Genomic DNA, 18895 nt, shown 5'->3' with positions numbered 1-18895 from the left:
GCACCGCCGCGCCCAGGATCGGCCGTCCACCGTGCTGACCACGCGCAGCGCGTAACCGGCGTCGCGCACGGCCCGTTCGATGCCGACGAGGAGCGAGGCGGTTCCGTGTCCGGCCGTCCCGAGGGTCACGACCCCGATGGGCCGGTTCCGGCCGGAGGGCAGGGCGCGGGCCGCGTGGTTGAGCCGGTAGCCGAGTTCCTCCGCTGCTTCGAGGACGCGCCTGCGGGCCTCGCCGGAGACGTACGTCTCGTCGTCGAGGACCCGCGACACCGTCTTGCGCGAGACACCGGCGAGTCGGGCCAGGTCCGCGCTGCGCGGTGCGGCGGACGCAGCACCGCGAGCCACCACGTGTCATCGACTCTCCCGGCGGACACGGACCTGTTCGGAACAGCGAACGAGGTCAACCGTATGACCGCGCGATCATTGACCGCGCGGTCATATCTACGTGGACGAAGGGGGAGCGCGTCAAGAGCCGGGACGATTTTCCTCGCGCCGGATGCCGCCCGGACGCGTTCCGGCACGGTGCGGCTGCCCGCGTCGGGCGCCGTCGCCGTCGTCCGCGGCTGACCTACGTCAGGCGCCGTCACCGTCGTCGGCGAGGCACGCCGACAGGAGGCCCGGCACCGTGGTGCGTGGTGCCGGGCCTCCTTCCTCCGCCCCTCAGCGCAGGTCTGTGGTGAGCCGGTACCGGCCCGACGGGAGGTGGTACGAGGACACTCCGTCCGCATGGCCGAGGAACCGCACGCCGTCCACCCGGGCCAGCGGGGTGCGGCCCTCACGGACGGCGTCCGCCGAGGCGGCCGGGAGGCGCAGGGTGGCCTCGCTGTTCGCGGGCACGACCACCTCGTACGCCAGGGTGCGGCCCTCGTCCTGGACCTCCCAGGCACAGCGGATCTCGCCGTACGGCGACTCGTACACGCCCGAGACCCTGGTGATCCGCCCGGTGGGGTCGAGATGGGGCCGGAGGAGGAAGCGCCTGAAGCCGGGGCCGTCCGGGTCGGGGGCGATGCCGGCCATGTAGCCGTACATCCACTCCATGATCGCGCCGTAGGCGTAGTGGTTGAAGGAGTTCATGCCGACCGGGCCGAACCCGGCCTGCCCGGAGTAGGAGTCCCAGCGCTCCCAGACCGTGGTGGCGCCGTTGCGCACCGAGAAGAGCCAGGACGGCAGCGCGTCCTGGTACAGCAACGCGTACGCCAGGTCGGCGCGACCCTCGTCGGTGAGGACGGGGGCGAGGACGTTGACGCCGAGGAAGCCGACGGACAGCGTGTTCTCGGCGTGGCGGACGCGGATGCTGTCCGGGTGGGCGGCCCTGTAGGCGGCGTCGTTGCCGATGTTGTCCGCCAAGTGGCCGACGAGGGCTCGGCGTTGGGCCTCGGTCTCGTAGAAGCCGAGCTTGAGCACCCACAGCAGCGCGCTCTGGCTGTTGTCCTCGGTCCTCTGGTTCGGGTCGGAGCCGGGTTCGATCGGGGAGGCCTCGCCCAGGCTGGATCTGACGGTGACGCGGCCGCCGTCGGTGTCCAGGTACTTGGCGAGGAACGCCCGCCTGATGTTCCCGAAGAGCGCCTCGTACTCCTCGCCCTCGGACGTCCGGCCGGTCGCGCGGGCCATACTGGCCATGAGCCGGACGGAGTAGCCGTAGTACACGTCGCTCATCAGCTGGGCGCTGGTCTTCTGCGGGGCCAGCCAGTCCCCGGCGAGGGAACCCTGTCCGGCGTAGGTGTCACCGGTCTGCTGCCGGATCCAGTCCAGGTAGCGCGTCATCGAGGGCCAGTTGCCGTCCACGACGGTGGTGTCGCCGGTCATCTGCCACAGGGTCCAGGGCTGGACGATCCCGCAGTCCGCCCACCCGCTGCCGCCCCCGGGGAAGTTGTAGCGTCCGCCGGGGGCGACGCCGGTGTACTGCGCCTTGTCCGCCCCGTAGATGGTCTGGGAGTCGACGACGGTGTCCTGGAAGTGGCTGAGGAAGACTCCGGCGTCGGCGTTGTAGAGACCGGTGGTGGCGAAGACCTGGGTGTCGCCGGTCCAGCCGAGGCGTTCGTCGCGCTGGGGGCAGTCGGTGGGCACCCAGAAGTAGTTGCCGCGATGTCCCCAACGGATGTTGCTCGCCAGCTGGTTGACGACGGGATCGTTCGTCGTGACGGTCCCGGTCTCGCGGAGGGCGGAGGTGGCGACCTTGCCCGTCAGCCGGGTGATCGTGACGGTCTCCGACGCCGTGACGGAGACATGGCGGAAGCCGTAGAAGGTCAGCGTGTCCTGATGGGTCTCCCCCTTCGGGGCGCCCTTGAGGACGTAGATGCTGGTGGCCTCGGCGCTACGCAGGTTGGCCCGGTAGAGCGAGCCCTCGGGGCCGTCCGCGCCGGCGCCGGCGTCGTTGAGCATCTCGCCGAACCTGAACTCGACCCGGGCACCGGCCGGTCCGCGCACCCCGTAGCGGGCCACGCCGACCATGTTCTGTCCCAGGTCGAAGACGGCGGTCTCGCCGGCGGAGAGGGTGACCTCGGCGGTGGCCGCCCTCGCGGGGTCGGTCACCGTACGGGCGGGGTCCACGACGACGCGGCCGCGGCCGTTGGTGCTGTCGTCCTGTCCGGTCACTCCGGTGGCGACGGTGACGGAGCACGGCCGCTGGTCCCAGCGGTCCACGAAGCGCGCGCTCCCCGGGGTAGGCGACCAGCCGCACGTCCGGGTACCTGTCCTCGAAGGGGACGCGTTCCACGTCCGACCACTCGGTGGTCCTGTACCTCTACGCGCTGTACGCGAAGACCTACGGTTGGGACTGGGTGGCCCGGTTCGCCGCGCAGGACGTGCGGTTCGGCCGCGGCAGCAACACCCCGGGGGAGGCCGTCTTCGGCCGTCTTCGGCAAGCAGAAGGTGATCGGCGTCGGGACGGCGGGTTCCGCCGTCGGCTCCACCCCCGTGACCTTCGCCATCGAGGACGGTCACCCCTTCATGGCCTGGGGCCAGCGCACCGCCGCGCTGAAGGACGCGAAGAACTCCACGGCCGCCAAGCTCTTCCTGAACTGGCAGCTGTCGAAGGAGATGCAGAACGGCTCCTTCAACGGCTGGTCCGTCCGCAGCGACGTCAAGCCCCCGGCCGGTCCGAAGCCGATCTGGGAGTACCCGAACGCCCATGTGGACGGCTTCCCCCGCTTCATGGCCGACCGTGCCGCGGTCGAGCGCTGGAAGCAGACCTTCGCGCTGTACTTCGGCGAGGTCCAGGGAGACCCCACGCCCGGCTGGCTGGGACTGCACCCGGGGACGTAGCGACGACGGCGCGGGCCCGCCCCGGCCGGCCTCCCCGTCACGGCGACATGATCGGTACGGTGGCAGTCGGGAACGGAAGAGGGGCGGCGCGGCCGTGAGCGAGCAGGCAGACATCAGCACGGCCAAAGAGGCCGCCGACCACGAGCTCGTCCTCGCGTTCGGGCGGCTGCAGGGCGCGGCCAACCGGCTGGAGTACATCCTCGGGCGGGCACTCGAAGTCGAGTGCGGTATCAGCCATCTGATGTTCGAGGTGTTGCTGATCCTCGGACGAGCCGGTGAGCCGGGCCTGTCCATGCGGGCCGTCGCACAGGAGCAGGTCCTCACCACCGGCGGCGCCACCCGGCTGGTGGACCGCATGGAGGCGGCGGGGCTGGTGACCCGGGCGGAGTCGCCCGCCGACCGGCGCGGAAAGCTGGTACGGCTGACCCCACTGGGCGAGGAGACGACGGTGCGCGCCGCGCTGGTCCACGTCGAGAACATCAGGAAATACTTCCTGAGCCCGCTCCCGGAGGCGGATCGCGCCCGGTTCGCGGAGGATCTCCGCATCCTCAGCCACACGGCCAGGGACGTACTGCCCCGACTGCCCTGAGCCCCGCGAGCCGCGCGGAGGGCGACTGGCGCACCTCGCACGAGCCGCGTCAGTCGCCCTCCGCGCGGACGCGGTCCGCGATGCCGAGTGTCAGCGCCTCCGCATGGTCCTCCAGGTTCCATCTCCCCTCGCGGTAGGCGTGGTTGCTGATCCAGAACACCATGACGCCGTCGCCCAGGGACCGGCTCAGGAGCCCCAGGGACCAGTCGTTGCCGCCGTCGTGCCAGGCGAGCCGGCCGTCCGGGGTGTCGCGCAGGCTCCAGCCGTATCCGTACGAGCTCCCCGATCCGGGCTCCGGGGTGCGAGGTTCGAAGAGCTTGTCCCTGGCCCGCGCCGGCAGGATCTCGTTCCCCAGGAGCGCGCGGTGCCAGCGGAACATGTCGTGGGCGGTGGAGAGCATGCCGCCGTTGCCGCGCAGGTTCCAGTACGGTCCGTCGGCGGCCCAGGGGTGGTCGAAGGGCCTGCCCCGGGCGCGCCCCCGGCTGTCGTACTCCACCGCGACCAGGTGGCGGGGCCACCGGGGCAGCACGTAGCCGGTGTGTTCCATCCCGGCGGGCTCGAACAGGTGCCGGGCCAGGAACCGTTCGTACGTCTCCCCGGACGCCTCCTCGACGATTGCCGCGAGCAGGCTGTAACCGGTGTTGGAGTAGTGGAACTCCTTGCCCGGGGCGGCACGCGGTCGCGACGACAGGGCCCCGCGCACCAACTCCTCCCGCGACACGGGGTCGTAGTCGTCGCCCAGGCCCTCGACCAGACCCGAGGTGTGCGTGAGCAGGTGCTCGACGGTGATGTCACGCTTGTCCACCGGCACCGCCCGACCGCGTCCGAGGAACCGGCTGATCGGATCGCTCATCCGGAGCCGACCCAGCACCTCCAGTTTCACGATCGCGGCCGCGGTGAACTGCTTGGTGATCGACATGACGTCGTACACCGTCCGGCAGCTCGCGGGAGTGCCGGCGGCGCGGTCCGCCGCCCCGAAACCGCCGCAGTGCACGAGCCGGTCACCGCGGGCGGCGACCACGGAGCCACCGGGCCCGGCGGGCAGCGTACGGCGGAGGAAGTCGGCGACCGACTCCCCTTCGCTGTGCCGGGCCTTCGGGGAGCGCGCCGCCGACTGCTCGGCACCGGGCTCCTCGGCGCACCCGCCGAGCGCCAGCAGAGCGGCGAAGGCGGTGCCGATGGCCGTGCGGCGGCCGGGGCCGTGGCGGTGACTGTGGCTGTGGCTGTGGCTGTGAGGAGCGGTCGTACCCATATGGCCTCCAACATCGGGAATCCGTCCCGAGGTTGACCGTCGCTTCCGCCGCTTCTCAAGCCATGATGGTGTTCGAGCTTGTGCGAGCCCGTGTACGTCCAGGTCAAACAGGGGGAACCACGATGACCACAGCACCACCCACACCGCCGGACACCGACGCGGTCGCCTTCGTCGCGGCGCTCCGCCGCCTCAAGGCGTGGTCGGGCCTCAGCTACCGCCAGTTGGAACGCCGGGCGGTGCAAGCGGGTCACACCCTGCCCTACTCCACGGCGGCGACCATGCTCGGCAGGGACCGCCTGCCCCGCGAGGAGTTGGTCGCGGCGTTCCTGGCGGCGTGCGGGGTGCGGGCGGACGAGGCGGAGGCCTGGCTGGACGCACGCGTGACCATCGCGTGCGGGCCGCCGCCCGCCGAGACCACGCCGCGGCGTCCACCCCGGAACGGACGGCTGTGGCGGAGCCGTCCGCAGCGGAACGGACAACTGTGGCAGAGCCGTCCGCATCGGAACGGACAGCTGTGGCAGAGCCGTCGGACACTTCTGGCTGCCGCTGCACTCGTCACCGCGCTCCTCGGTGGCGTGGCGGCGGCCGGCGCCTTCGCCGACGATGTCGAGGTCGAGGTCGGGCAGACGCGGATGTCACTTCATCTGCCGCGCTCCTGACCCACCCTCGCCGACGCGCCCGCCGGTCGACGGCAGGCCGACGGCAGGTCGACGGCAGGTCGACCGGCGGAGTCACTCCCCCAGGAGCCGTCGCAGCCAACGCAGTCGGGCCTCCCGGGCGTCGACCGAGAGCGTGGCCTGCGGCACCAGGCCGTCGAAGCCGTGGAAACCGCCCGGCCACACGTGCAGTTCGGCGCGTCCCCCCGCCTGCCAGATCCTGGAGGCATAGGTGACGTCCTCGTCCCGGAAGGTCTCGGCGGACCCGACGTCGATGAAGGCAGGAGGGAGGTCCGAGAGGTCGACCGCAGGGCGGGAGCGGCGTAGGGAGAGACGTCGTCGGTGCCGCGCACCTCGCCCAACAGGGCGTTCCAGCCGGTCTCGTTGGCGGTGCGGTCCCAGACGCCGAGCCCGGCCATCTGGTGGGCGGACCGATATCCGGCGCAGTTCAGCGGGGGTCAGCGCCAGCGCATCGCCATCGCCCGGGCGGTAGCCCGCAAGCCGAAGCTGATCATCTGCGACGAGCCGACCAGCGCCCTCGACGTCACGACGCAGGCGGCGGCGCTGGAACTCCTCGCCGAGCTCCAGTCGACGCTCGGCTGTGCGTATCTGTTCATCACGCACGACCTCGCCGTCGTCAAGGAATTCGCGGACCGCACCCTGGTCCTGCAGCACGGACGCATCGTGGAGGAGGGAAACAGCGTCGACGTGTGCGACCGGCCCCGGCACGAGTACACCCGCCGTCTGGTGGCGGCCGCACCCGTGCCCGACCCCGACCTGCAACGGCAGCGCCGGGAGCAGCGGTCGCTTCAGCTCTCCAGCGGCTCGTAGTCGAACCAGTCGAAGTGCGCGGAGGACGCGGAGGCGAACATGCCGAACACCCGGCCGGTGAAGCCTCCGGCGACCTCCGTGGACAGGTATCGGCCGTCCAGCGAGGCGAGTTCGACGTAGGTGCCGTCCGGTTCCTCGAAGCCGAGCGAGACGAGGTCGGGGCCGGTCCTCGCGTCGTTCATAGGCGTGGGGGCCGTCTCGGCGCGGAGCACCACGGGTCCCTGGGGTACCGGCCGGGACGCCACGAGCGTGCTCAGCGGGCCGATGCGGGCGCGCACCCGCACCTGTCCGGCGCTCGTCTCGACCGAGTAGTGGTGCAGTTCGTCGAGGCGTACGGCGAGGCCGCCGCTCCCCTGCTCCTCCGTCACGTCCACCAGGGTGCGCACCCGGCACGACGGGTGTTGCTGGCGTCGCCCCACGAACGTCACGTCGGCGTCGTCGAGCGACTCGCCACGGGCCCGCAGGGTCAGCGAGCCGGGCCGTTCCTTGGTGGTGCAGTCCTCCTGGGGACGGCGGCGCAGCGAGATCCAGTGCGGCGCCAGTTCGGCGGCGTCGAAGTCGTCCCGGCGCTCGGGCGCGACGGCGGGCGGGTGGAGGGGCCAGGGCGGTGCGGGCAGCGTGGTCGACAGTTCACCGACGACGGGCCAGCCGTCGACCCATTCGACCGGCACCAGGTAGGTCTCGCGGCCGAGTACGTGCCAGCCGGGGGTGCCCCCGCCCGGGCGGACACCGAGCAGCACCATCCACCACGACCCGTCGGGTCCCTGCACGAGGTCGGCGTGGCCGGTGTTCTGGATGGGGTGGTCCGTGCCGCGGTGGCTGAGGATCGGGTTGGCCGGGCACGGCTCGAACGGGCCGGTGGGCGCGGTGCCCCGGGCGATCGAGACGCCGTGGCCCCGCTCGGTGCCGCCCTCGGCGATGAGCAGGTACCAGTGGTCGCCGATGTGGTAGAGGTGCGGTGCTTCGGGTGCCTTGGCGCCGGGCGCCCCGGACCACAGCTGCCGACGGGTGCCGGACGTCTCCCCGGTGTGGGGATCGAGGCCGATCTGTCCGACTCCGGCGGTGGTGCACCAGCAGGTGCCGTCGTCGTCCCAGGCGATGTCGGGGTCGATGCCGTGCACCCCGGGCAGCCGGATCGGGTCGGACCAGGGTCCGGCCGGGTCGGTGGCGGTGAACAGCAGGTTGCCGTCGCCGCTGACGTTGGTGACGATCAGCCAGAAACGGCCGTCGTGGTGGCGCAGGGTGGGCGCGTAGATCCCGCCGGAAGAGGCCGTGTCCGGCGGCAGCCGCAGTTGGCTCGGGCGGTCGAGGGCGTTGCCGATCTGGGTCCAGTGCACCAGGTCCCGGCTGTGGAAGAGGGGGACGCCCGGGAAGTACTCGAAGCTGGAGCAGGCGAGGTAGTAGTCGTCGCCCGCCCGGCAGACGGAAGGGTCGGGGTAGAAGCCGGGGATCACCGGATTGCTGACGGTGTGGTCCGTCTCGGACACGCTGGTCACCCTCAGGGGTCCTTTCGAGTCACGAAAGTCTCGTACCTAGTTGTAGAAAGTTTCCCCAGCAGGCTAGTTACCGTGCGTGCCGACGGTCAATGGCCTCGCCAGCCGCCTTCCGGGGCGGGGCGGTGCCGGCAGTCAGGGGTCTGTCGTCGCTGTCCGCCGCCCGTCGGCCGTGTTGTCCACCAAGGTCGCCCGTCCGTCCGCTGGTTTTGGCCGGTTCGTTCTGGCGTCTCTCGTCGCCGCGACTGTGGCCTCCGTAGCGTCCTCATGTTAATTTCTCCGCCGCCAAGAGAGAAAGTTTCTTTCTCCGTGGTGTCTCTCGGCCTCGGGCCGATCCCACGCGTCGCACACCCCCACTCCAGAAGGTGCACGTGATGACAAGAAGACCCACAAGCGGACTGACGGCACTCCTCCTGGCGCTCGTACTGCTCCCGCTGGTGCCCGCGACCTCGCGGGCCGCCGATTCCCCCGTTCCCCCGGCCGGTTCACCGGCCGCCCGCAGCGCGACGCTCACCTTCCACTTCTGGAGCGGTGCCAGGGCGACGTACCACGTCACCAAGTCGGGCGGCACGGTGACCGGTTCACTCGCCTGAGCCCGGTCGGGGGAGACCGTCGGCCCCTACTGCGGCTCCGTCGCGATCTGGATCAGGTTGCCGCAGGTGTCGTCGAACACGGCGGTGGTGACGGGCCCCATCTCCACGGGTTCCTGGACGAAGCGCACACCGAGGCCGCGCAGGCGCTCGTACTCCGCGCGCACGTCGTCGACGGCGAACTGGGCCAGCGGGATGCCGTCCTCGACGAGGGCGTCCCGGTAGGTCCTGGCGGCCGGATGACCGGCGGGTTCCAGGAGGAGTTCGGTGCCGTGCGGCTCGTCGGGCGAGACGACGGTCAGCCACCGGTCCTTCTCGCCCACCGGGACGTCGTGCTTCTTCACGAAGCCCAGGATCTCGGTGTAGAAGTGCTCGGCCTTGGCCTGGTCGTCGACGAAGACGCTGGTCAGATGGATCTTCATGGGGTGCTCTCCTGCTGCGGTCCGCGGGTGTCGGTCATGTGCCACCGCTCGGCTATCCGCCGCAGTGGTGCCGTGTTGAGGTCGTGGAACTTGTAGCGGCCCTCCCTCCGGGTCTCGACGAGCCCCGCGGACTCCAGCACGGCGAGGTGCTGGGAGACCGCCTGACGCGAGATCCCAAGCTGGTGCTTCATGGTCAGCCGGGAACAGATCTCGAACAGGGTCTGCCCGGACTTCTCGGTGAGCTCGTCGAGGATGACCCGGCGCGTGGGGTCGGCCAGGGCTTTGTACAGGTCGTCGGCCACGCCCTCAGCATAGGCAAGTCGTCACTTGCCTATCAAGTGGTGGGCTCATGCACGGCCCTGCCGCCCTACAGCGCGAACAGCTTCGCCGCGTTGTCGTGGCACACCGCCCGCAGCCAGTCCTCACCGAGGTCCAGCCGCTCCAGAGCGTGGAGCTGGTGCACGTACGGATAGGGGAGGTTGGGGAAGTCGGAGCCGAGGAGGACACGGTCACCGAGGGCCGCCAGCCGGGGCAGGGCCCGGCGGGGGAAGGGCATGAACCCCTCGCTGAAGTCGGTGAACGCCATCGTGGTGTCCAGCCGCACCTCCCCGTACCGCTCGGCGAGACCGAAGAACTCCTCGTACTCGGGCATCCCCATGTGGGCGACGACCAGCCGCAGCCGGGGGTGCCGCGCCAGCACCCGGGCGACGGGCCCGGGGCCGGTGTGTCTGCCCGGGGCGGGTCCGGAACCACAGTGGATCACCACGGGAACCCCGGCCTCGGCCAGCAGCCCCCAGACGGGATCGAGGAGTTCGTCGGCGGGATCGTACGCACCCACCTGCACATGCGCCTTGAACACGCGGGCCCCAGCCTCGACGGCCTCCCGGACGTACGCCTCGGCGCCCGGCTCGGGAAAGAGAGTCGCGGTGTGCAGACAGTCGGGGGTGCGGCCGGCGAAGTCCGCCGCCCAGCCGTTCAGCCACCGGGCCATGCCCGGCTTGTGCGGGTACAGCATCGCCGTGAAGGCCCGCACCCCGAACTCCCTCAGCAGGGCGGTCCGTTCGGCCTCCTCGTGCCGATAGGTGATCGGCCACTCCATCCCACCGGTCAGCGGTCCGAGCCCGTCGAAGTACTCCCACACCTTGCGCAGGACACGCTCGGGCATGAAGTGCGTGTGGACGTCGACGAGCCCGGGCAGCGCCAGCGCCTCCCAGAAACGGCGGACCTCGGCGGCTTCCTCCCCCACGGGCATGTCACTCATGGCGCCCATGATCGGCTCCGTCGCGTCGGCGGGTCCACCCCTCGCCCAGGGGATCCGTGCGACATCCCTCACTCGACCTCGAGCTCGAGTCCGATGAATCCCGGAAGGTCCGGTAGAGCTTCGGACGGCCCTCGCCCCACCGTCGTCGTGGATGCGGACGTCCGAGAAGTCGGCGCCGTGCCGGTTTTGGTGTGGTTCCGCCCGGGCCGGGCACTCGGCCCTCGACCGAGGCGCGACGGGGCTGGAGGTGCGGGATGGCGGTACGGCATCGTCTGATCAAGGTGAGCCCGCGGGCAGTGTGGGACGTCCTCGCGGACGGCAGCCGGTACGCGGAATGGGTGGTGGGGACCTCGGACTCCGAGCCGGTGCGGGGGCGGTGGCCGCAGGTCGGATCGGCGATCGCCTACGAGATCCGGGTGGGGCCCGTGCGGCTCGGCAACGAGACGGTCGTCCGCTTCTGCGAGGAGGGCACCGAATTGGGCCTGGAGGCCCGGGCAGGTGTGCTGGGGACGGCGCGGATCTCCCTGGAGCTGCGCCCCTGGGGGCCGTACTGCCTGGTGATCGCGGACGAGCACCCCTTGCAGGGAGTGGGCGGAAAGCTCCACAACGTGGGCGTGGAGGCGCTGCTCCAACTGCGGCACCGCACGATGCTCGCCCGGCTGGCCCGGCTCTGCGAGAGCGAGGCCGCGCCCGAGCGGGAGGCCCCGGACGAGGCCGGGACGCAGCGGCCCGCGAGGGCGCGCGGACTGCGCGGGGCGGCGGCACACGGTGGCGCGGACGGCCATGCCTGACGCCGTCGTCATCGGGGCCGGCCCCAACGGGCTGGTGGCGGCGAATCTGCTGGCCGATGCCGGATGGAGCGTCGAAGTCCTGGAGGAACAGCCGGAGCCAGGCGGCGCGGTGCGTCACGACCGGGAGGTCGACCCCGACTTCGTCAACGACCTCTTCAGCTCCTTCTATCCCCTCGCCGCCGCGTCACCGGTCCTCGCGCGTCTACGTCTCCACGAGCACGGCCTGCGCTGGAGCCACGCCCCGCACGTCCTGGCGCATCCCCTCACCGACGACAGGTGCGCGGTGCTCTCCCGCGACATCGACGTCACCGCCGCCTCCCTCGACGCCTTCCACCCGGGCGACGGGGACGCCTGGAAACGCCTGCACGCCACCTGGGAGCACCTCGGCCCCGACATCGTGGACGCCCTGTTCACCCCCTTCCCGCCACTGCGCGCCACGGCCCGCCTCGCCGTCAGGCTGAGGGCGGCCGGAGGCCTGCGGATGGCCCGCACCCTGGCGACCCCGGTGCGCCGCATGGGCGACGAGGAGTTCCACGGGGAGGGCGGCAAGCTCCTGCTGGCCGGGAACGCCCAGCACGCCGACCTCGCGCCGGAGGCCGCGGGCAGCGGCGGCTACGGCTGGCTGCTGTGCATGCTCGGACAGACGTACGGATTCCCGGTGCCGGCCGGCGGCGCCGGAGCCCTGACGGCGGCCCTCGTCGGCCGGCTGCGGGCGCGCGGCGGCAGCGTGCGCTGCGGGCAGCGCGTCCGGGAGGTCCTGGTACGCGAGGGACGGGCCGCCGGAGTGCGCACCGCCGAGGGCGAGACGGTGAGCGCCCGCAACGCCGTCCTCGCGGACGTGTCCGCGCCGGCCCTCTACGGCGAACTCGTCGGCCCGGAACACCTCCCCTCCCAGGTACTGGCCGACCTCAGGCGCTTCCAGTGGGACTTCGCCACGTTCAAGGTCGACTGGGCCTGTGACGGGCCCGTGCCCTGGCGGGCCGAGGCGGCGGCGGGGGCCGGCACGGTCCACCTGGCCGACGGGGTCGACGAGCTCACCCGCTGCGCCGCCCAGATCGCCATGGGCCAGGTACCCGACCGACCCTTCGCCCTGTTCGGACAGATGACGACCGCGGACCCCTCCCGCTCGGCCCGGGGCACCGAAGCCGCCTGGGCCTACACCCACGTGCCGCACGTCATCAAGTCCGACGCGGGCGACGAGGGCCTGACCGGCGCGTGGAGCCGTACGGAGCAGGAGCTGATGGCCGATCGCGTCGAACGCCAGGTCGAGCGGTTCGCGCCCGGTTTCCGCTCCCGCGTCCGCGCCCGGCGGGTGCTGGCCCCGCCCACCCTCCAGTCCCTGGACCGCAACCTGTACGGCGGCGCCCTCAACGGCGGCACCGCGGCCCTGCACCAGCAGCTCGTCTTCCGCCCTTCCCCCGGCACCGGCCGCCCCGAGACCCCCGTGGACGGTCTCTACCTCGCCTCCGCCTCCGCCCACCCGGGCGGCGGGGTCCACGGCGCCCCGGGCGCCAACGCCGCCCGCGCCGCGCTGCGCCGGCACCGGCTGCCCGGCCTGACCCGCGCCCAGCGCGTCCTCGCCCACCGGGACCGCACCGGACGAAAACCCGGCCCGACCCGCTGACCGACGCCCCACCCAGCCGCGTCCGTGGAAGCCCACGGCGCCGTGCACGAGGGACGAACCCGCACGAGGAAGAGAAAAGGGAGGGCCCCGTGAAGAACAGCCCACTCGAGGACCGCACCGTCGTGGTGACCGGGGCGGCACGCGGCATCGGAGCGGCGCTGGCCCACCAGCTCGCCCGGCGGGGCGCCCGCCTGGCCCTCCTCGACCACGACGGAGCGGCGCTGCGGGCCACCGCCGCGGCCCTCCCCGGCACGACGCTGGCCCTCCAGGTCGATGTCGCCGACCCGGAGGCCCTCGACGAGGCCGCGGCGAGCATCCGCGGGCACCTCGGCCCGCCCTCGGTCGTCGTGGCCAACGCGGGCATCGCCGAAGGCGGCCCCTTCGCCCGGTCCGACCCCGCCACCTGGCGCCGGGTGATCGACGTCAACCTGATCGGCAGCGCGCAGACGGCCCGGACGTTCCTGCCGGACCTGGTACGGACCGCCGGCTACCACCTGCAGATCGCCTCCCTGGCCTCCATCGGCGCCGCGCCCATGATGAGCGCGTACTGCGCCTCCAAGTCCGGGGCCGAGGCGTTCATCCACGCCCTGCGCGCCGAGACGGCACACCACGGGGTCGCCGTGGGCATCGCCTACCTCGGCTGGACCGACACCGAACTGATCCGCGACGCCGAGGGGTACCCGGCCATGCGGGAACTGCGGGTTCACATGCCGCCTCCGGCCCGGCACGTCCAGTCCGTCGAGACCGTCGCCGCCCGCCTTGCGCACACCGTCGAACAGCGCCGCACCGCCGTCTACATCCCCCGCTGGATCCGCCTGACCCAGCTGACGCGGGCCGCGATCCCCCCTCTCGTCCTCCGCACGACCCGCCGCAACCTCCCCCGTATCGAAGCCGAGGCTCCCCTCCGTCCCACGGGCCTCCTGGGCCCCGGGGGCCGCACCGACGCGACGTCCTGACGGCACGGCGTCCGGGCCACCACCCCGCCTCGACTACACAAGGGATCCGAACCGATACTCTCCGGAATCGTCGACGCGACGTGAGGAGAGACGTATGGATGCGGGCAGGCGGCAGTTTCTCGGCAGGTGGGGAGTCGTGCTGACGGGAGCCGCGGCGCCCGTCGCCCTTCCCGGGCCCTCGCTCCAGGAGAGCCACGCCCGACCGATCGACCCCCGCAACCGCACCCTCAGGCGCACCCACACCCACACGCACACCCGCACCTTCTCCGAGCACGAGCGATTCATGGAGCTGGCCATCGAGCAGGCACGGCGGAACCCCGAGTGGCCGTTCGGCGCGGTGATCGTCGACAGCGGCACCGGCGAGGTACTGGGGAGCGGGGTCAACGAGGGGGCGGACAGCCCGTTGCTGCACGGCGAGGTGGTCGCCATGAACGACTACGTACGGCGGCAGGGCAACCGGGGCTGGGCCGAAACCACCCTGTACACGACGGGCGAGCCGTGCTCGATGTGTATGAGCGCACTGGCGTGGGCGGATGTACGGCGTGTCGTCTGGGCGAGCTCGATCGACGAGATCCGCCGCACCGACATCATCCAGATCGCCCTGTCCGCACGGCAGGTGGCCGCCGCCGCGCGGTCCTTCTACGCCCCCGAACTGCTCCTCGGCGGCGTCCTGTCCGACCGGACCGACCACCTCTTCCGGGAGGCCCGCCATCTGCGCCAGGGCGTCGACACGGCAGAGGTCGACAGAGCACGGGTCGACACAGCGGGGGCCGGCACGACCCCCGTCGGGGTCCGGCCCGGGCGAACCTGATGAGCACGCGGCGCGGCGGTGGACGAGACGGTGACGGCGACCGTGACAGCGGCGGCGACGCCGTGGAGACGGCGCTCGACGAGCTCTACGTCACGCCCCCGCCCGCGTTCGTCTCCCGCCGCGAGGGCCTGGCGAGCGAGGCCAGAGGAGACGGCCGCGTGGCGGACGCCCGGCGGATCCGTGCCGCCCGCCGCCCCTCGCTCGCGGCCTGGGCGGCGAACCTGCTGCAGCGCTCCCGTCCGGAGGAGAGCCGGACGTTTCTGGACCTGGGGCGGGCCTTGCGCGACGCCTACGAGAGTCTGGACTCCGGCGGAATCAGGGAGTTGTCCGAGCAGCGCCGAAGCATCGTCTCCGCGATGTCCCGGCGGGCCGCCGAGCTCGCCGCAGAAGCCGGGCACCGGCTGTCGGACCCGGTGCTGCGGGATGTGGAGGCCACCCTGCGGGCCGTGCTCGCCGACCAGGACGCGGCCGACCGATGGGCGACCGGCCGGCTGGAGAGCGCCCTCACCCCTCCGTCGGACTTTCCCAGCCTCACGGCCGTGCGGACCGATCGCCGCCGCAGCCCCGCCGGATCGGCGCCCGAGCCTCCTGCCGCCCGGGGGCGCACCCAGGACGAGGTCGCCGAACGACGCCGCCAGAAACAAGAGCGACTGACCCGGGAGAAGCAGGAGCGGCTCGCCCAGGAAAAGCGGGAGCGGGCCACCCGGGAGAAGCGCGAGCGGGCCGCCCAGGAAAAAGAACAGCTCGCCCGGGAGAAGGAGCGGCTCGCCCGGGAGAAGCGGGAGAAGCGGGAGCGGCTCGGTCGGGCGCGCGAGGTGGCTCGGGCCGCCGAGCAGCGGGCGCGGCAGGCCCGTGAGGACCTCAAGCGGGCCGAGCGGCACCAGCGGGAGGCGGAGAAACAGCGCGAGAAAGCCGCTGACGCCGTGGCCCGGGCCGAACGGGAGGCTCGCGACGCCGCCTCCGAAGTGGAGCGGCTGTCCGGGCGGGCCGAGTAGCGAACAGGTGCGCGAGCGGAGGCGCTGGGGCGACCTCACGGCCAGGAGGACGGTTGGGCCCTCCCGTGGTGCGGGCGTCGACCATGATGGCCGCATGACGACAGTGGAAGGCATCGACGTTCGCGGCACGCAGCACTGCGAGACGACGGCCCTGGGGGTGCTGCTGCGCCACCAGGGGCTCGATCTGTCCGAGCCCATGCTCTTCGGCCTCGGCTCCGGACTGTCCTTCATCTACTGGGACAGCAAGAACATGGGCTTCCCCTTCCTCGGCGGGCGGGTCAAGCCGTTCGAACTCACCAGGAACCTGGCCGCCGCGCTCGGCCTGGAACTGGAAGTCAAGGAGACCGGCTCGCCCCGCCGGGCGTGGGAGAACGTGAGGGCTCCCCTCGACACCGGCCACCCGGTCGGACTCCAGCTCGACAGCTACCACTTGGAGTACTTCTCGTCGAAGGTGCACTTCGGCGGTCATGTCGTCGCCCTGTACGGCTACGACGACCGCGACGCCCACCTGGTGGACACCGACCAGCAGGGCGGAGCGGTGTCGACCAGCCTGACGAGCCTCGCCGAGGCCCGGGCCGCGCGTGGCCCGATGAGCGCCAGGCACCGCTCGTTCACGCTCACCGTCCCCTCCGGTGGCCCGCTCGGGCTGGTGGACCGGATCGTCCCGGCCATCACCGCCTGCGCCGCCGCCCTCCTCCACCCGCCCATCGCCAACCTGGGGCACCGGGGCATCGAGAAGGCCGGCAAGCTCGTACCGACCTGGATGCGGCGTACCGACGATCCGCGACGGGATCTGCCGCAGGCCGCGCTGCTGATGGAGAAGGCCGGCACCGGCGGCGCCCTGTTCCGCAATCTCTACCGTGACTTCCTCGCCGAGTGCGTCGAACTGCTCGACAGCGGCCATGTGCGCGCGGGCCACACGCTGTACACCGAGGCAGCCGCCCTCTGGACGGACGTGGCGGCGCTGGTCGAGAAGGCCGGTGCGTCGGGCGAGGAGGAGTGCCTGCGACAGGCGGGCACGGTGCTCGGCGAGCTCTCGCGTGTCGAGCGCGAGGCGATGCGGGAACTGATCCGCCTGGAACCGTAGGCAGCCGACGAGACGTACGCCACTCCCACCGCACGCCCCCTAAATACGAATCTGCGATGCAACATTGCTACGCTGCTGCCGTGAGGCTGACCAGATACACGGATCTCGCACTGCGGGCGGTGATGCGCCTGGCCGTCGTGGACGGCGAGGAGTTGCTGACCACGCGACAGATCGCCGACTCCATGACCGTCCCCTACACGCACATGGCGAAGGCCATCGCGCAGTTGCAGCACCTGGGGGTGATCGAGGCGCGGCGCGGCCGCAACGGCGGGCTGACACTCACCGAGGCGGGGCGGAGCACGCAAGTAGGTGATCTGGTCAGGACGTTGGAGGGCGACCGGGAAGCCGTGGTGTGCGAGGGCGACACCCCTTGCCCGCTCGCGGGCGCCTGTCGGCTGCGACGAGCGCTGCGACAGGCGCAGGACGCCTTCTACGCCTCGCTGAACGGCGTGACCGTGGCCGATCTGGTGACGTCACCGACGGGGCCGGTCCTGCTGGCACTCGGCGCTCCCCCGGGCTGACCGTTCCGCGACACGGGATCGCGACCGCCGAGCGGCAGCCGCGACCTTAAATACGAGTCTCACATACCAATTCACATGCATGCCCATGCAACTCGAGTCCCATGACACCGAGTCAACCCTCGGTACAGGAGTGCGTCTGATGCTGTCCGCGCAGTCGGCCCCCGTCGTACGTGCGACGCTGCCCGTGGTGGGAGCCTCGCTGACCACGATCACGGAAGTGTTCTACCGGCGGCTGTTCGAGGAACGTCCGGAGCTGCTGCGGCATCTGTTCAACCGCGCCAACCAGGCTTCCGGTGCCCAGCGCGAGGCCCTGGCCGGTTCCGTGGCGGCCTTCGCCACGCTCCTGGTCGAGCGGCCCGACGAACGCCCGGACGCCGTTCTCGCGCGCATCGCCCACAAGCACGTCTCCCTCGGCGTCACCGCGGACCAGTACCCGCTGGTGGGACGCCACCTGCTCGCGGCGGTCGGTGAGGTTCTCGGCGACGCGGTCACCCCCGAGGTCGGTGCCGCGTGGGACGAGGTCTACTGGCTGATGGCCAACGCCCTGATCGCGATCGAGGCCCGCCTCTACACCGAGGCCGGCGTGGCGGACGGCGAGGTGTGGCGCCCCATGGAGATCGCCGAGCGCCGCCAGGAGTCCGCCGACGCGGTGTCCCTGGTCCTGCGCAGGCCCGACGGACGCCCGACGTCCGCGTTCGGCCCCGGCCAGTACGTCGGTGTCCGGGTGGAACTTCCCGACGGGGCCCGGCAGATCCGCCAGTACAGCCTGTCCACGGCCCCCGACCACAAGACCTGGCGCATCACGGTCAAGCGCGAGAGGGCCGCCGACGGCACCGTCCCCGACGGCGAGGTCTCGTCCTGGCTGCACGCCCATGCCGAGGTGGGCGACGTCCTGGACGTCTCACTGCCCGCCGGTGACCTCGTGCTGCCGGAGGGCGACACCCCGCTCCTCCTCGCCTCCGCCGGCATCGGCATCACCCCGATGCTGTCGATGCTCGACCATCTCGCCCTCACCTCCTCCACGCGCCCCGTCACCGTCGTGCACGCCGACCGCTCCCCGCTCGACCACGTGCACCGCGACGAGCAGGCGGACCTCGTCAGCCGGCTGCCCCATGCCGAGCTGCACCTGTGGTACGAGCACGACGCCCACCGCTCCCCCGGCACCAACGTCTTCACCGGACTCGCCGCGCTGGACCACCTCACCCCCGGCCCCGACACCGCCGCCTATCTCTGCGGGCCGCTGCCCTTCATGCGCGCGGTGCGGGGCGAGTTGCTGGCCAAGGGGCTGCGTCCGGCCGCCGTCCACTACGAGGTGTTCGGCCCCGACCTCTGGCTCGTCAAGTGAGCGGGACGCGAGACCTCCCTGACATCCGCGACCGCGGGGACGTGGAGCGACTCGTCGGCGCGTTCTACGACGAGGTCCTCGGCGATCCCCTCATCGGCCGGTTCTTCACGGAGGTGGCACGTGTCGATCTGGCCGCCCATCTGCCCGTGATGGCCGACTTCTGGGAGAGCGCCCTGCTCTCACCGGGCGTGTACCGCCGCAACGCCCTCCGCGCGCACCGCGCCCTGCACGCCGAGAGCCCGCTGCGCGCCGAGCACTTCGACCGCTGGCTGGAGCTGTGGTCGGCGGTGGTGAGGCGACGGCACGCGGGATCGGTGTCCGAGCGCGCGATCGCCAAGGCGCACGCCGTGGCGCGCGCCCTGCTGCACAACACCTCGGGCGACGGCCCACCCAGCCCGGCCCCCGGG

Annotated in this window: 19 protein-coding genes and 3 pseudogenes; 14 read left to right on the top strand and 8 right to left on the bottom strand. The window is 72.0% G+C overall.

Annotation, left to right across the window (positions count from 1 at the left end):
* Together P1P70_RS22600 and P1P70_RS22595 are read right to left on the bottom strand one after the other, a co-directional pair.
* A partial coding sequence (locus tag P1P70_RS22600; RefSeq protein WP_319240566.1) for a LacI family DNA-binding transcriptional regulator occupies positions 1-345 on the bottom strand: 345 nt, incomplete at its 3' end.
* Positions 346-660: 315 nt separating this feature from the next.
* A pseudogene (locus P1P70_RS22595) lies at positions 661-2725 on the bottom strand (family 78 glycoside hydrolase catalytic domain); the annotation flags it as partial.
* Here P1P70_RS22595 and P1P70_RS22590 point away from each other — a divergent pair.
* Together P1P70_RS22590 and P1P70_RS22585 are read left to right on the top strand one after the other, a co-directional pair.
* Positions 2721-3264: pseudogene (locus P1P70_RS22590) on the top strand (ABC transporter substrate-binding protein); the annotation flags it as partial. The pseudogenes P1P70_RS22595 and P1P70_RS22590 overlap by 5 nt on opposite strands.
* A gap of 94 nt (positions 3265-3358) precedes the next feature.
* On the top strand, positions 3359-3853 hold the full coding sequence (locus P1P70_RS22585) for a MarR family winged helix-turn-helix transcriptional regulator (RefSeq protein ID WP_319240562.1): 495 nt from the start codon (positions 3359-3361) through the stop codon (positions 3851-3853).
* Positions 3854-3902: 49 nt separating this feature from the next.
* Here the strand turns inward: P1P70_RS22585 and P1P70_RS22580 are convergent, their stop codons facing one another.
* Entirely contained in the window at positions 3903-5105 is a 1203-nt protein-coding gene (locus P1P70_RS22580; RefSeq protein ID WP_319240560.1) for a serine hydrolase domain-containing protein, read from the bottom strand.
* Between the two features lie 122 nt (positions 5106-5227).
* Here P1P70_RS22580 and P1P70_RS22575 point away from each other — a divergent pair, with 122 nt between their 5' ends.
* The gene (locus P1P70_RS22575; protein ID WP_319240558.1) at positions 5228-5764 is read left to right on the top strand and encodes a hypothetical protein; all 537 of its coding nucleotides are present in this window, start codon (positions 5228-5230) and stop codon (positions 5762-5764) included.
* A 72-nt stretch (positions 5765-5836) separates the two neighbouring features.
* Here the strand turns inward: P1P70_RS22575 and P1P70_RS22570 are convergent.
* Positions 5837-6192: pseudogene (locus P1P70_RS22570) on the bottom strand (alpha/beta hydrolase fold domain-containing protein); the annotation flags it as partial.
* Between P1P70_RS22570 and P1P70_RS22565 the strand changes: the two are divergent.
* On the top strand, positions 6104-6592 hold the full coding sequence (locus P1P70_RS22565; RefSeq protein ID WP_319240556.1) for an ABC transporter ATP-binding protein: 489 nt from the start codon (positions 6104-6106) through the stop codon (positions 6590-6592). The pseudogene P1P70_RS22570 and the gene P1P70_RS22565 overlap by 89 nt on opposite strands.
* Here the strand turns inward: P1P70_RS22565 and P1P70_RS22560 are convergent.
* Positions 6571-8094: a glycoside hydrolase family 43 protein gene (locus P1P70_RS22560; RefSeq protein WP_319240568.1), complete on the bottom strand. Its 1524-nt coding sequence runs from the start codon at positions 8092-8094 to the stop codon at positions 6571-6573. The genes P1P70_RS22565 and P1P70_RS22560 overlap by 22 nt on opposite strands.
* Before the next feature lie 365 nt (positions 8095-8459).
* Here P1P70_RS22560 and P1P70_RS22555 point away from each other — a divergent pair, with 365 nt between their 5' ends.
* Positions 8460-8678 (top strand): hypothetical protein, encoded by a 219-nt coding sequence (locus tag P1P70_RS22555; RefSeq protein ID WP_319240554.1) that lies wholly within the window; start codon positions 8460-8462, stop codon positions 8676-8678.
* A gap of 26 nt (positions 8679-8704) precedes the next feature.
* On the opposite strand, the gene P1P70_RS22550 is transcribed toward P1P70_RS22555, so the two are convergent.
* The 3 genes from P1P70_RS22550 to P1P70_RS22540 all read right to left on the bottom strand — a co-directional run bounded on the left by P1P70_RS22550 (position 8705) and on the right by P1P70_RS22540 (position 10358).
* Positions 8705-9097, bottom strand: coding sequence for a VOC family protein (locus tag P1P70_RS22550; protein ID WP_319240552.1), 393 nt, complete (start codon positions 9095-9097; stop codon positions 8705-8707).
* Positions 9094-9399, bottom strand: coding sequence for a metalloregulator ArsR/SmtB family transcription factor (locus P1P70_RS22545; RefSeq protein ID WP_319240551.1), 306 nt, complete (start codon positions 9397-9399; stop codon positions 9094-9096). Before P1P70_RS22545 ends, P1P70_RS22550 begins: the two co-directional genes overlap by 4 nt.
* Before the next feature lie 65 nt (positions 9400-9464).
* Positions 9465-10358, bottom strand: coding sequence for an amidohydrolase family protein (locus P1P70_RS22540; protein ID WP_413471523.1), 894 nt, complete (start codon positions 10356-10358; stop codon positions 9465-9467).
* 254 nt (positions 10359-10612) lie between these two features.
* Between P1P70_RS22540 and P1P70_RS22535 the strand changes: the two genes are divergently transcribed.
* The 9 genes from P1P70_RS22535 to P1P70_RS22495 form a co-directional block, all read left to right on the top strand.
* Complete coding sequence (locus P1P70_RS22535; protein WP_319240548.1) at positions 10613-11149, top strand: SRPBCC family protein; 537 nt, start codon at positions 10613-10615, stop codon at positions 11147-11149.
* Positions 11142-12773: an NAD(P)/FAD-dependent oxidoreductase gene (locus tag P1P70_RS22530; protein ID WP_319240546.1), complete on the top strand. Its 1632-nt coding sequence runs from the start codon at positions 11142-11144 to the stop codon at positions 12771-12773. The genes P1P70_RS22535 and P1P70_RS22530 overlap by 8 nt, the downstream gene beginning before the upstream one ends.
* A gap of 89 nt (positions 12774-12862) precedes the next feature.
* Positions 12863-13729, top strand: a complete 867-nt coding sequence (locus tag P1P70_RS22525) for an SDR family oxidoreductase (protein ID WP_319240544.1) — start codon at positions 12863-12865, stop codon at positions 13727-13729.
* A 94-nt stretch (positions 13730-13823) separates the two neighbouring features.
* A complete protein-coding gene (locus P1P70_RS22520) occupies positions 13824-14540 on the top strand; it encodes a nucleoside deaminase (RefSeq protein ID WP_319240542.1) in 717 nt (238 codons plus the stop codon).
* Positions 14540-15535, top strand: coding sequence for a hypothetical protein (locus P1P70_RS22515; RefSeq protein ID WP_319240540.1), 996 nt, complete (start codon positions 14540-14542; stop codon positions 15533-15535). The genes P1P70_RS22520 and P1P70_RS22515 overlap by 1 nt, the downstream gene beginning before the upstream one ends.
* 94 nt (positions 15536-15629) lie before the next feature.
* Complete coding sequence (locus tag P1P70_RS22510) at positions 15630-16622, top strand: BtrH N-terminal domain-containing protein (protein WP_319240538.1); 993 nt, start codon at positions 15630-15632, stop codon at positions 16620-16622.
* Positions 16623-16702: 80 nt separating this feature from the next.
* Positions 16703-17143 carry an Rrf2 family transcriptional regulator gene (locus P1P70_RS22505; RefSeq protein ID WP_319240536.1) on the top strand — a complete coding sequence of 147 codons (441 nt, stop codon included), beginning with the start codon at positions 16703-16705 and terminating at the stop codon, positions 17141-17143.
* A 139-nt stretch (positions 17144-17282) separates the two neighbouring features.
* A complete protein-coding gene (locus tag P1P70_RS22500) occupies positions 17283-18488 on the top strand; it encodes a globin domain-containing protein (protein ID WP_319240534.1) in 1206 nt (401 codons plus the stop codon).
* A partial coding sequence (locus P1P70_RS22495) for a group III truncated hemoglobin (protein WP_319240532.1) occupies positions 18485-18895 on the top strand: 411 nt, incomplete at its 3' end. The genes P1P70_RS22500 and P1P70_RS22495, both read left to right, overlap by 4 nt.

This window comes from Streptomyces sp. MB09-02B, assembly GCF_033794485.1.
GTDB lineage: Bacteria > Actinomycetota > Actinomycetes > Streptomycetales > Streptomycetaceae > Streptomyces.
Note: the sequence above shows the minus strand (reverse complement) of the source record. Positions and strands in the feature narration are given on the sequence as shown.